Here is a 13,239-nt window from a genome sequence, read left to right on the forward strand (position 1 = left end):
AAATGGCACTCATTAGCTTTGATGAAAACAAGAAACGCGATGTCGTCCTGATTGGCCGCGTCACGCTGGATTTCAATCCGAATGAACTGAACCGCACGCTGGACAAGGTCAAGACTTTCTCCATGTACCTCGGCGGTTCGCCGGGAAACATGGCTGTCGGCATCAACAAGTTGGGCAAGAACGTCGGCTTCATCGGCTGTGTATCTGACGACCAGTTCGGCGACTTCGTTCTCAATTACTTCAATGAGCGTGGCATTGACACGTCCCAGATGACGCGCGCCAAGAACGGCGAGCGCATGGGCCTGACGTTCACGGAGATCAAGAGCCCGACGGAGTCGAGCATCCTGATGTACCGCGACCAGGTCGCTGACCTCGAGATTGCGCCGGAAGATGTCGATGAGCAGTACATCGCTGACAGCAAGATCCTGATTGTCTCCGGTACGGCGCTCTCGAAGAGCCCGTCGCGTGAGGCATGCCTGCTGGCTGTCCAGTATGCCAAGAAACATGGCACGCGCGTCATCTTCGATATCGACTATCGCCCGTACAGCTGGCGCAGCAAGAAGGACATCCAGATCTACTACTCGCTGCTCGCGAGCATGGCCGATGTCATCATCGGTTCGCGCGATGAGGTCAACCTCACGGAAGGTCTCGATGAGGAGGCAACGGAGCCGGCAGATCACGTCATCGCTGAGAAGTACATCGAGCAGGGTGCCAAGATTGTCATCATCAAGCACGGCAAGAAGGGCTCGATCGCTTACACGGCCGACAAGAAGGCCTACAAGGTTGAGTCGTACCACATCAAGCTGCTGAAGTCGTTCGGCGGCGGCGATGCGTATGGCAGCGCCTTTGTCTATGGCCTGCTCGCAGGCTGGACGGTGCCGCAGGCTCTGCAGCACGGCACGGCACACGCCGCTATGGTCGTCGCAAGCCACAGCTGCTCGGATGCCATGCAGACGGTCGAGCAGATTGACGCTTTCATGCAGGAACATAAAGACGAGAAAGTCATCACGGAATTGGATTGGGAGGCAGCATTATGAGATTCGGTCGCTTAGGTCAGCTCAAGCACGGCTACAATGCAATGACGACGCGCGAGAGCGATATGCTCATGGATATCGGTTACCAGGAGATGGATGAGAACGAGATCGTCGAGTTCGAAGATCCCCTTCAGGAGACGGCCTTCGTCATCACGACGGGCGATGTGGAGATCTGCTGGAATGGCAAGAAAGAGCTCATGCATCGCGAGTCGCTGCTCGACGAGAACCCGTACTGCCTGCACGTGCCGCACGGCGTCAAGGTCGTCGTCAAGGCCCTGAAGAAATCGGAGCTCCTGATCCAGAAGACGCTCAACGACCGCGACTTTGAGCCGGTCTTCTACCGTCCGAAAGATGTCCAGGCTGACGTTTTCGGCGGCGGCGTATGGCAGGGCACGGCAGAGCGCACGGTCCGCACGATCTTCGATTACGACAATGCGCCGTACTCCAACATGGTCAACGGCGAAGTCATCATGACGCCGGGCTGCTGGACGGGCTACACGCCGCACAATCATCCGCAGCCGGAAGTCTATACCTACAAAGTCGACCGTCCGCAGGGCTTTGGCTGTGCGTTCATCGGCGACAACGTCTTCAAGATCGAGGACAACACCTGGTCGGAGATCTCGGGCGGCTACATGCATCCGCAGTGCGCAGCTCCTGGCTACGCCATCTGGTACAGCTGGATGATTCGTCATCTCGACGGCGATCCGTGGAAGAAGACGCGCAATGACCTGCCGGAGCACACCTGGCTGCTCGAGCCGGATGCCGATTCGAAGATCTGGCAGCCGCACAAGAAGTGATAGCGTATCCGCGACGTGGTGAAACGTGGCATAGTGGAGGGGATTCCAATGGCTAAGACAATCAGACTCACGGTAGCACAGGCTCTCGTGAAGTTCCTCAATAATCAGTATGTAGAATTTGACGGCAAGGAAGTGCCGATGTTCGAAGGCATCTTCGGCATCTTCGGCCACGGCAATGTCATCGGCATCGGCCAGGCTCTCGAAGAGGATCCGGGCCATCTGATCATGCGCATGGGCCGCAATGAGCAGGGCATGGCACATGCAGCGATGGGCTTTGCCAAGCAGAAGCGCCGCAAGCAGATGTACGCCTGCACGTCTTCCGTCGGCCCGGGCGCTGCCAACATGGTCACGGCAGCTGCTACGGCTACGGCAAACTGCATCCCAGTCCTGTTCCTGCCGGGTGACACGTACGCTGACCGCCAGCCGGATCCGGTACTCCAGCAGATGGAGCAGACGGTAAGCCTGACGACGACGACGAACGACGCCTTCCGCGCTGTCTGCAAATACTGGGACCGCGTCACGCGTCCTGAAATCCTCATGACGGCCTGCATCAATGCGATGCGCGTCCTGACGGATCCGGCTGAGACGGGTGCTGTCTGCATCGCTCTGCCGCAGGATGTCGAAGGCGAGGCCTGGGATTACCCGGATTACTTCTTCCAGAAGCGCGTTCATCACATCGACCGCGTAAAACCGACGGAGCGCGCCATTGAAGAGGCTGTCAAGGCCATCGCGAAGGCTGAGCGCCCGCTGATGATCTTCGGCGGCGGCGTCAAGTACTCCGAGGCAGAGGCTGTCTTCCAGAAATTCGCTGAGAAGTACGGCATCCCGTTCGGCGAGACGCAGGCCGGCAAGGGCACGATCACGTGGGAGCACGAGCTCAACATGGGCGGTGTTGGTGAGACGGGCGGCCTCGCAGCCAACACGCTTGCAAAAGATGCAGATGTCGTCATCGGCGTCGGCACGCGCTACACGGACTTCACGACGTCCTCCAAGTGGATCTTCCAGAACCCGAACGTCCAGTACGTCAACATCAACGTCTCCCGTTTCCACGCCTACAAGCTCGACGGCATCCAGGTCGTCGGCGATGCCGGTGCGGCACTCGAGATGCTCGACGAGGCACTCGGCAAGACGGGCTACCATGTATCAGATGCTTACGCCGCGGACATCAAAGCCGCAAAGGCAGCCTACACGAAGGAAGTCGAGCGTGTCTTCCACATCCAGTTCGGCGACAACTTCGTGCCGGAAGTCGACGATGATTTCGATTACAAGGCTGCAGAGAAAGCCTATAAAGAGGCAGTCGGCGAGACGCTGCCGCAGACGCGCGTCCTCGGTCTGCTCGAAGAGCACATGGATCCGAACGGCATCATCGTCGGTGCATCGGGCTCCCTGCCGGGCGACCTGCAGCGCGTATGGCGTCCGAAGACGGTTGGCAGCTACCATGTCGAGTACGGCTTCTCCTGCATGGGTTATGAAGTCAACGCAGCACTCGGCGTCAAGCTCGCTGAGCCGCAGCGCGAAGTCTATGCGCTCGTTGGCGACTACGCTTACATGATGCTCCATTCGGAACTGCCGACGTCCATCGCTGAGGGCAAGAAGATCAACGTCATCCTGTTCGACAACATGCAGGGCGGTTGCATCAACAACCTCGAGATCGGCCATGGCCAGGGCAGCTACGGCACGGAGTTCCGCTTCCGCAACGAGAAGACGGGCCAGCTCGACGGTGCCTATGTACCGGTTGACTTCGCCATGAACGCCGCTTCCTACGGCTGCAAGAGCTACACGGCTCATACCGAGGAAGAGCTCATCGCGGCTATCGAGGATGCCAAGAAGCAGAAGGTCTCGACGCTCATCGACTGCAAGGTCATGCCGAAGACGATGGTTCATGGTTACGGTGACTGGTGGCGTGTCGGCGTCGCACAGGTCTCCAAGAGCAAGAAGATCCACGACTGCTACGAGAATCTCATGAAGCCGCATTACGATGCAGCTCGCAAGTATTGATTTGTTTTCTTGTCTATCTTGTGTATGAAGGGTACCTGCCGCATCTGCGGCGGGGAGGCCCTGTTGTATAAATTGAATTTTGGGGGTTTATCAAATGGCTAATATCAAACTTGGTATCGCTCCGATTGCTTGGACGAACGACGACATGCCGGATCTCGGCAAAGAGAATACGTTTGAACAGTGCGTCAGTGAGATGGCACTGGCTGGCTTCACGGGCTGCGAGATCGGCAACAAGTACCCGAAAGATCCGGCTGTCCTCAAGAAAGCACTCGACCTTCGCGGACTCCAGATCGCCAGCGCATGGTTCAGCTCCTACCTCCTCACGCAGCCGTACGAGCAGGTCGAGAAGGACTTCATCAAGCACTGCGAATTCCTCAAGGCCATGGGCGCGAAGTTCTGCAACGTCGCAGAGCAGGGCACGAGCGTTCAGGGCAAGCTCGACAAGGCTGTCTTCCGCGACAAGCCACACAACACGGAAGAGCAGTGGAAGACGCTCGCTGAGGGCCTCAACAAGCTCGGTGCTGTCGCCAAGAAGATTGGCCTGACGATGACGTACCATCATCACATGGGCACCTGTGTCCAGACGACGGAAGAGATTGACCGCCTCATGGAGATGACGGATCCAGACCTCGTCTTCCTGCTCTACGATACGGGCCATCTCGTCTGCTCCGGTGAGGACCCGATCTACATCCTCAAGAAGTACCTGCCGCGCATCCGTCACGTACATCTCAAGGACATCCGCATGGACATCCGCAACAAAGTCAAGGAAGAGAACATGAGCTTCCTCGCAGGCGTCCGCGCAGGCATGTTCACGGTCCCGGGCGATGGCGACTTCGACTTCGGTCCGGTCTTCGACATCATCAATGACAGCGACTACGATGGCTGGTTCATCGTCGAAGCTGAGCAGGATCCGGCCAAAGCCAATCCGCTCGAGTACGCGATCAAAGCTCGCAAGTACATCAAGGAAAAAGCACATATCTGATTGCCGTAAGGCATCGGATTCCCAGAAAGGCTGCTCTCCTGTCCACTATGGGCAGGGGAGCTTTTTTTCTGCCGGTTCACCGTTTCTCTTGGAATCATTCAGGATCATCTAGAAAGGAATTATCCCCATGGGCATCAGCATGATTGTCTTCAGCCTGATACTTTTGATGTTCTTCGCGTATCGTGGCTATTCCATCATCTTCATCGCACCGATTTTCGCCGTCGTCGCCGCCATCGGCAGCGGCCACGCCTCCATGCCGGTCTACAGTGAGATCTATATGACGAAAGCCGCGGAGTACATCAAGACGTATTACCCCGTCTTCCTGCTCGGCGCCGTCTTCGCCAAGATCATGGAGCAGGGCGGGCTCGCGGCGGCCGTGGCCGACAAGATCGTCTCGGCGCTGGGCCGCGACAAGGCCATTCTGGCCGTACTGCTCGGATGCGGCGTCCTGACGTACGGCGGTCTCTCTGTCTTCGTCGTCGCCTTTGTCATGTACCCATTTGCTGCCATCCTCTTCAAGCAGGCTGATATCCCGAAGCGTCTGTTGCCGGGGCTGCTCTGGATGGGTATCTTCACCTACAGCATGGTGGCCATCCCGGGCACACCGCAGATCCAGAACATCATTCCGACGTCGTTCTTTGGCACTTCGACCTGGTCGGCTCCGGTGCTCGGCCTCATCGGTGCCGTGCTCTACTTCGGACTGGCCTGGGGCTGGATCAGCTATCGCCACAAGAAACTCAAGGCAAAGGGTGAGGGATACGGTCACCATGTGCTCAATGAGCCGGAGGAGTCGCGGGAGGCTCTGCCGGACTGGCGCCTGTCCTCACTGCCGCTGCTTCTCGTCATCGTGCTGAATCTCCTGATCAGCAATCCGTTCCACTGGGATTGGGCGTACCACTGGGATCCGGAAAGCCTCGACAGTTTCATCCCACTGCACCTCTCCCTGCTCGCGGGCGGCGTCGACAAGGTACAGGCCATCTGGTCCATCAATGCGGCTCTTATCGTGAGCTCCATCGTCGCGGCCATCATCGGCCGCAGACGGCTGAGACTCAAGGGCGGTCTCTCAAAGCCCATCAACACGGGAGCCATCGGCTCGACGACGGCCATCCTCAACGTAGCTTCAGGCTACGCCTACGGCTGTGTCATCGCAGCCTTGCCAGCCTTCACGATCATCAAGGAAGCATTGCTCGGCCTGCACCTCGGCGACGGCCCGCTGATGTCTGCCATCGTGACGACGGGCATCATGACGGGCGTCACGGGCTCTTCCTCGGGCGGCATGACGATTGCCCTCGGCATGCTCGGACAGGAGTGGCTGGCCTGGGCGCAGCAGATCGGCATGAGTGCAGATGTCCTGCACCGCATCATCTGCATGGCCTCTGAGTGCATCGACACCGTGCCGCAGTCGGGCGCACTCGTCACACTGCTCGCCGTCTGCGGCCTGACGCATCGCGAGTCGTATTACGACGTTGTGATCCTGACGCTCCTGAAGACGCTTGTCGTCTTCGCCTGCCTGGGCGTCTACCTGATGACAGGTATTGAATGACGAGCAGCAGAGATCGAGACGCTAGAAAAAGGAGGATGTCTCATATGGACGAAGCGACAAAACGAAAGACGTATTTCCTGTTGGCGGCGACGACGATCATCTGGGGCATCCAGCCGCTCTGCATCAAGTGGCTCGTGACGACCTGGTCGCCTGTGACGATCACGGCCATGCGCTACTACCTGATTGGCACGACGCTCCTGGCACTCTCCGTCTACCGCGGCGAGCGCCTGCTGCCGCCGCGCAGCTGCCTCCTCGGTCTCTTCTTCATGGGGGTCACGGGCATTGGGCTCAATAATGTCATGCAGTTCACGGGCCTCGCTATCTCGACGGTGACGAACTGCACGCTGATCGCGGCGGCCAGCCCCGCCATCACGGCATTCATGGCGGTCATCTTCGTGCGCGAGCGGCTGAGCCTGCTGGCCTGGGGAGGCATCGTCCTGTCCTTCCTCGGCGCGCTGCTCGTCATCAGCCACGGCTCGCTCAACGTGATCCAGACGATGTCGTTCAATGCAGGCGATATCCTCTTCCTGCTTGCGCAGGTGGCCTGGACGACGTATTCTCTGATTGCCCTGAAGATCATGCGCCATATGTCTGCGCTTCAGACGACGGGCTGGGCCGGGCTCTTCGGCGCCTTCATCGTGACGGGCTACGGCTTGGTGACGGGGCAGTTCGCGCCCGTCATGCTGACGCCCACGCTCTGGATTGCGTTCTTCTACACGGTCATCTTCGGCGGCGTCATGGCGATGCTCTTCTGGAACATCGGCGTGCACAATGCCGGTGCCAGCGTCACCTCCATCTTCCAGAACATCACGCCAGTCGTCGGCATGATCGGCGGTGTCCTCTGCTTCGGCGAGGTCATCGGCATCATGGAACTGCTCGGCGCAGCGGCCATCTTTGGCGGCGTCTACCTGACGACACATGGCGGCCTTCGGTGAGTCGGCCCTCAGAGAGATTACTAGAAAAGCGGTCAGATGCATGGCGTTTGACCGCTTTTCTTATTGTTTTAGAGGCAAAAAACAATATTTTATAGCAAGATAATTCGCCTTCATAAAGATAGCCCCAAGAAAGCATTGAAAATGCTAAGAAATATAACAAAAGAAAATCATAACATACTCAAGAAAGACAAGAAAGTATAGATGAAATAGTTCGAAAAATATTAATATAGTATATAGATAGAGATGAAGAGCGACTTCATCCACGAGATATCAAATGTATCATCATTCAATATTCAATTGGGAGGGGTTTCAATGAGTAATCCAGGAGCAGCTCCGGCTGAATCCGGTGCGCATCTGCCTTGGCTGACGCGTATAGCGTACGGTCTCGGTGATACGGCACAGAACGTCGTCTGGGGTGCAATGGGCATCCTGACATTCTTCTACACCGACTACGCGGGCATCGACCCGGCCATGGTCGGTCTGGTCATGTTGATTTCCCGTTGCTTCGATGGTTTCTCCGATGTCATCATGGGTTTCATCGTAGAGCGCACGAATTCCAAATGGGGCAAATCAAGACCGTGGATTCTCTGGATGAGCGTGCCATTCGCTATTTCCATCGTCCTCATCTATACGGTACCACATGGTTCCTCGGCTATGCAGTTTGCATACCTGTTCGTGACCTACAACCTCTGCACGACGGTCTGCTACACGGCACTCAACCTGCCGTACGGTTCGCTGTCCGCGATGATGACGCGCTCCTCGAAAGAGCGTGACATGCTTTCCATCACGCGTATGTGCCTGTCTCCTTGGGGCCGTATCCTTTCCGTCTCGGCTACGCTGCCGCTCGTCAAGATCTTTGGCGACAATCAGATGGCCTGGGTCGAAGTCATGAGCGTATGGGCTGTCGTTGCCCTGCTGCTACTGCTCTTCTGCTTCTCGAAATGTAAAGAGACGGTCGTCATCGAGGCGCGCAAGAAGGTCGCTAAGGTACCAGTCGGCAAAGCACTCAAGTGCCTGGCCGTCAACAAATACTTCTGGGCTGGCATGATCATCTGGATGATGCAGAACGTCATCTTCACGATCACCGGTACCATCCTGCCGTATTACTGCAAGTACATCTTCATGGATGATTCGCTGTACAGCGGACTGTACCTCTTGGAGACGCTCATCACGATCTTTGTCATGGCCGTCTTCAGCCCGAAACTCCTCAAGCGTTTCGGCAAGCGCAACATGAGCCTTTACGGTGTCATCATCTGCTTCGTCGGTCATGCGATCTTCCTGCTGAACCCGACGGACTTCAACTGGGTCGTCTTCAGCTGCGTCATCCGCGGCATCGGTTTTGCTCCGGTCCAGTCCGTCATCTTCGGCTTCCTCGGCGATGCTGTTGAGTATGGCCAGTGGAAGACCCACATCCGCCAGGAAGGCCTGATCTTCTCCGGCGGTTCCGTCGGCACGAAGGTTGGCTCCGGCCTCACGAGTGCAGCCTTGACGGGCCTGCTCTCCTACGTTGGCTATGTTGCATCTTCTTCGGGTGCAGTCGCTCAGTCTCAGGACGTCATCAACATGATCGTCTCCATCTACGAGTGGGGCCCGATCTTCGTCTGGGCTGTCCTGCTTCTCATCCTGTTCTTCTACAAGCTCGATAAGGTCTATCCGCAGATCATGCGTGACCTCATCGCTCGTGAAGCAAAAGGCGAGCTCTGATATCTGCTATATGTACAGCCGGCTTGTTCTATGGATGAGCCGGCTTTATGTTTAGAATTTCTTTGTATTTTGGAAGGAGAGGGAATTTATGGAAAAGAACACGCTTGTCACGATCACGCGTCAGTACGGCAGCGGCGGCCGTGAGGTCGCAGACCTCGTGGCGAAGAAGATGGGGGTGCGCCGCTATGACCGCAAAGTCGTGGCCATGGCTGCCGAGAAGCTCGGCGATGAGGCGAACTTCCACGATCTCATTGAGCGCTCGTACAATGCGCCGGACAACTGCCTTGGCAACCTCGGCGACTATGCCTATGAGCGCGTGCCGCAGCACAACCGCATGTACATCGAGCAGGCCAAGGTCATCCTCGAGGTCGCGAAAGAGGACGGCAGCGCTGTATTCCTCGGCCGCTGCGCGGACTACATCCTCAAGGATCAACCCAATACATATTCCTTCTTCATCTACGCGGATGATGATTACCGCCTGGCCCGCGCCAAGACGCACTATGCCGGCCATACGATCAAGGAGCTCGATGCCGAGGACAAGCACCGCGAGCAGTACTATGCTTATTACACGGGCCGCACCTGGGGCGATCCGCAGAATTACGACCTCATGATCAACACGAGCAAGATTTCGCTCGAGGCCGCAGCTGACCTGATCATCTCTTACATCGAACTGCGCCAGAAAAAGGCGGCAAATGCCTGACGACGCGTTCCGGCAAAAAAATAGACCATCCATGCAGATGGTCTATTTTTTTGCCGTGTTCAGCCACGGAAATAATGTCTGCTCCCATTGGCAATGCGCACGAGCGTCAGCATAACGGGGACTTCCGTCAGCACGCCGACGGTCGTCGCGAGAGCTGCGGGGCTCGTCACGCCGAATAGGGCGATGGCCACGGCAACGGCGAGCTCGAAGAAATTCGAGGCGCCGATGAACCCGGCCGGGGCGGCGATGGCGAAGGGCAGGCGCAGCAGATAGCAAACGCCGTAGGTAAGGAAGAAAATCAGGAAGGTCTGCAGGATGAGCGGCACGGCAATCAGCACGATGTGCAGGGGATTCTCGAGGATGACCTGTGCCTGGGAACTGAAGATGATGACGAGCGTCAAGAGCAGGCCCCAGGTCGTCACGCCGTCGAATTTGTGGACGAAGATCTGGTCAAAGTAGGCCTGCCCCTTGCGGCGGATGACGGAGAGGCGCGTGAGGATGCCGCCAATCAGCGGGATGACGACAAAGAGGACGATGCTCAGGAACAGCACATCATACGGAACGGTGACATGAGAGACGCCGAGCAGGAACTTGACGATCGGCACAAAGGCCACGAGGATGATCAAGTCATTTGTGGCGACCTGGATGACGGTGTAGGCAGGGTTGCCGCGCGTCAGCGTGCTCCAGACAAAGACCATGGCAGTGCAGGGAGCAGCGCCCAGGAGCACCGCTCCGGCCAGGTAAGACGTGGCAAGGTTTTCTGGCAGCATGGCGCGGAAGATGACGAAGAAGAAGAGATAAGCGAGGGCGTACATCGTGAACGGCTTGATGAGCCAGTTGGCGATCCAGGTCACGAAGAGTCCTTTGGGCGCCCTGCCGACGGCCTTGACGCTCTTGAAGTCGACCTTCATCATCATCGGGTAGATCATGAGCCAGATCAGGATGGCGATCGGGATCGAGATGCCGTCAATCTGGAGTGTCGAGAGAAAGGCGGGCACAGACGGCAGGAAATGGCCGATGGCGACGCCGACGATCATGCAGAGCAGGACCCAGACGGTCAGGTAGCGCTGGAAGAAATTGATGCCGCTCGCTTGTTCATGTTGCATAGAAAACACCTCTTGGATAGATAGAAATTTGTAAATCTATAAAAGAAAAAAATACTGCCGTCACTCGCGGCAGCGGCAGTTGGTGGCCAGGTCATCTGTCGGCGTTGTGTGGCCGAGTGCCTGGAGGCAGGCGCCGATTCTGTCGAGCGTCTCGGCCTGGCGTGTGTAGTAGATCCACTTTCCCGCCTTGCGGCTCGTGACGAGTCCTGCGTCGCAGAGGATTTTCATGTGGTGTGAGAGTGTTGGCTGTGAAAGTGCCAGATTCCCGAGCAGCACGCAGGCGCATTGCTCCCCGCTGCCCAGAAGCTCGAGGATATGCAGCCGGTTGGCATCTGCCAGGGCCTTGAGAATCTTGACGGTTTCCATGGAATCCATCGAAAGCACCTCCTGTAGTCATATCGATGTACATCAATGTAATAAGCTTAGTATAGAGCAGGGACAGGGGGTTGTCAAGGCGTCTGACAGGATGCTATAAGATTTTGTGAATCTTATTTTTCTTTTGACTCGATGTGGTAGTATAAAAGATATATGTGAATGGCGTTGCGCATTTGTAGGAGGCGATTTTCTTGATCAAGGCATTATGCTTGATTTATCTGATCTGGGGCATGAATTGGGTCGTCATGAAGACGGCGAATTCGTTCTTCCCGCCCATTACCTTTGTGGCGTACCGATTTTTGTTCGGTGCGGCCGTCCTGTTGTCGGTCTGGCTCTGGCTGCGCCTGCCGCTGCCGAAGAAGAAGTACTGGCCGTGGATTTTTCTCACAGGCATCCTGCAGATGGGACTCAACAACATCGCGGCGCAGACGAGCATGGTGACGCTCGGCGCAGGCATGGTCTCCGTGCTCAATTACAGCATGCCGGTCTTTGCCGCCGTCATGGCGCACTTCCTGCTTGGAGAGAAATTGACATGGCGCAAGGGGATCGGCATTGTTCTGGCCCTTGCCGGTATGGCCGTCCTCATGGATGTGCATGCGGGCGGCGATGTCACGGCCATCTTCATCGGCCTCCTGAGCGCCGTCTTCTGGGGCCTCGCGAGCATCTTCGTCAAGCTCAAGCTGTCGGATGTCAACGCGATTTCCCTGACGACGTGGCAGATGGTCTGTGCATCCTTGACGCTGCTCGTCTACACGACAGCCGTGCCGCAGGGACCGGTCATCTGGAACAAAGAATCCATCCTCTGCCTGCTCTACAACGGCGTGCTTGCTTCCGCTCTGGCATTCTTTCTCTGGAGCTGGATCCTGCAGCACATCGAGGTCAGCAAGGCATCCGTCGCGGTGCTGGCTGTGCCGATCGTCGGCGTCATCGGCGGCATTATCTGCCTCGGCGAACCCATGACGCTGCATATCCTTTTGGGCATGCTCATGATCATGGCCGGCATCTACGTCGTCGTCACCCGCAGGAAGCAGCGGGCATAATAAAAGGCGGTGAAGGGAGGATATGGTATGGCAGTTGAAGAACCGGGCGTGCTCTGGCGCGACGGCGTGCCCGCTGAATTTACGTAAAGAATTGAAGGCGGACAACTCCCCAACTATTGTATTAGTTTAGCGTATGTTGTATAATATAAATATGAAAAGAATATACCATTCAAATCACAACATCGTCTATTCATGCAAGTATCGTGTCGTATTCTGCCCCAAATACCGCCGTAAGGTTTTAGTGAACGGTGTAGATACAAGATTGAAGGAGCTTGTTGAGCAGATTGCCGAGGAGTATTCGTTCGAGGTCATTGAGATGGAGATCATGCCAGACCATGTTCATCTCCTCTTGGAAGTTGACCCTCAGTTCGGTATCCATAAGGCAGTCAAAACTATAAAAGGCAGGACATCGCGGATACTTCGGCAGGAATTCCATTTCTTGACAACGAAACTGCCGACACTTTGGACAAATTCCTATTTTGTCTCGACAGTAGGCGGTGCTCCCTTGGGAATCGTCAAACAGTATATCGAGAGCCAGAAAACATCGCAAAGAAAGTGAGAATGTGGAAACATATACACTGGGATACAAATTTCGCATCTATCCGAATAAGACGCAGGCACGGTTAATCAACCGCACGCTCGGCTGTGTCCGTTTCGTGTTTAACCACTTCCTTGCGGTCAGGTGTGATGAATGGAAAGCGAACCATCATTCTCTGACTTACGTCAAGACGTGTCAGCTCCTCACCAATCTCAAGAAGCGCGAGGATACATCCTGGCTTTCCGAAGCAGACAGCATGGCGTTGCAGGAATCTCTGCGCAATCTTGACCGCGCCTATGAGAACTTCTTCCAAAAAAGAGCAGGCTATCCGCGTTTCAAGTCAAAGCATAGTCGCAGTCAGTCCTACCGGACGCGCAATCAGGGAAACGGCATCCGCATCGAAGGCAACCGGATCAAGCTGCCGAAGGTCGGCCTTGTGAAAATCAAGCAGAGCCGGACGTTTGAAGGCAGGATCCTGAATGCCACA

The 13,239-nt window shown here is 56.4% G+C and carries 13 protein-coding genes; 11 read left to right on the forward strand and 2 right to left on the reverse strand.

Annotated elements, in window-relative coordinates; all coding sequences use genetic code 11:
* Positions 1-2: 2 nt before the first annotated feature.
* The 8 genes from iolC to T518_RS04455 all read left to right on the forward strand — a co-directional run bounded on the left by iolC (position 3) and on the right by T518_RS04455 (position 9,693).
* The gene (iolC, locus tag T518_RS04420; RefSeq protein WP_036375833.1) at positions 3-1,037 is read left to right on the forward strand and encodes a 5-dehydro-2-deoxygluconokinase; all 1,035 of its coding nucleotides are present in this window, start codon (positions 3-5) and stop codon (positions 1,035-1,037) included.
* Positions 1,034-1,831, forward strand: coding sequence for a 5-deoxy-glucuronate isomerase (locus T518_RS04425; protein ID WP_036375835.1), 798 nt, complete (start codon positions 1,034-1,036; stop codon positions 1,829-1,831). The genes iolC and T518_RS04425 overlap by 4 nt, the downstream gene beginning before the upstream one ends.
* A 48-nt stretch (positions 1,832-1,879) precedes the next feature.
* A complete protein-coding gene (gene iolD, locus T518_RS04430) occupies positions 1,880-3,829 on the forward strand; it encodes a 3D-(3,5/4)-trihydroxycyclohexane-1,2-dione acylhydrolase (decyclizing) (protein WP_036375837.1) in 1,950 nt (649 codons plus the stop codon).
* A gap of 94 nt (positions 3,830-3,923) precedes the next feature.
* Entirely contained in the window at positions 3,924-4,811 is an 888-nt protein-coding gene (gene iolE, locus T518_RS04435; RefSeq protein WP_005841104.1) for a myo-inosose-2 dehydratase, read from the forward strand.
* A gap of 127 nt (positions 4,812-4,938) precedes the next feature.
* Positions 4,939-6,354 (forward strand): GntP family permease, encoded by a 1,416-nt coding sequence (locus tag T518_RS04440; RefSeq protein WP_036375839.1) that lies wholly within the window; start codon positions 4,939-4,941, stop codon positions 6,352-6,354.
* A gap of 44 nt (positions 6,355-6,398) precedes the next feature.
* Positions 6,399-7,289, forward strand: coding sequence for a DMT family transporter (locus T518_RS04445; protein WP_036375842.1), 891 nt, complete (start codon positions 6,399-6,401; stop codon positions 7,287-7,289).
* Between the two features lie 312 nt (positions 7,290-7,601).
* The gene (locus T518_RS04450) at positions 7,602-8,993 is read left to right on the forward strand and encodes an MFS transporter (RefSeq protein WP_036375845.1); all 1,392 of its coding nucleotides are present in this window, start codon (positions 7,602-7,604) and stop codon (positions 8,991-8,993) included.
* Between the two features lie 88 nt (positions 8,994-9,081).
* Positions 9,082-9,693 (forward strand): cytidylate kinase-like family protein, encoded by a 612-nt coding sequence (locus tag T518_RS04455; protein ID WP_036375848.1) that lies wholly within the window; start codon positions 9,082-9,084, stop codon positions 9,691-9,693.
* 59 nt (positions 9,694-9,752) lie between these two features.
* On the opposite strand, the gene arsB is transcribed toward T518_RS04455, so the two are convergent.
* Complete coding sequence (gene arsB / locus T518_RS04460; protein ID WP_036375851.1) at positions 9,753-10,799, reverse strand: ACR3 family arsenite efflux transporter; 1,047 nt, start codon at positions 10,797-10,799, stop codon at positions 9,753-9,755.
* A 60-nt stretch (positions 10,800-10,859) separates the two neighbouring features.
* Positions 10,860-11,174 carry an ArsR/SmtB family transcription factor gene (locus T518_RS04465; protein ID WP_036375854.1) on the reverse strand — a complete coding sequence of 105 codons (315 nt, stop codon included), beginning with the start codon at positions 11,172-11,174 and terminating at the stop codon, positions 10,860-10,862.
* Between the two features lie 191 nt (positions 11,175-11,365).
* On the opposite strand from T518_RS04465, the gene T518_RS04470 reads away from it, so the two are divergent.
* The 3 genes from T518_RS04470 to T518_RS04480 form a co-directional block, all read left to right on the forward strand.
* Positions 11,366-12,214, forward strand: coding sequence for a DMT family transporter (locus T518_RS04470; protein ID WP_036375857.1), 849 nt, complete (start codon positions 11,366-11,368; stop codon positions 12,212-12,214).
* 151 nt (positions 12,215-12,365) lie between these two features.
* Positions 12,366-12,773: an IS200/IS605 family transposase gene (gene tnpA / locus T518_RS04475; RefSeq protein ID WP_081828416.1), complete on the forward strand. Its 408-nt coding sequence runs from the start codon at positions 12,366-12,368 to the stop codon at positions 12,771-12,773.
* A gap of 4 nt (positions 12,774-12,777) precedes the next feature.
* The coding region (locus T518_RS04480; protein ID WP_036375863.1) for an RNA-guided endonuclease TnpB family protein at positions 12,778-13,239 on the forward strand (462 nt) is incomplete at its 3' end.

Source organism: Mitsuokella jalaludinii DSM 13811 (assembly GCF_000702905.1).
In the GTDB taxonomy this organism is placed as follows: Bacteria; Bacillota; Negativicutes; order Selenomonadales; family Selenomonadaceae; genus Mitsuokella; species Mitsuokella jalaludinii.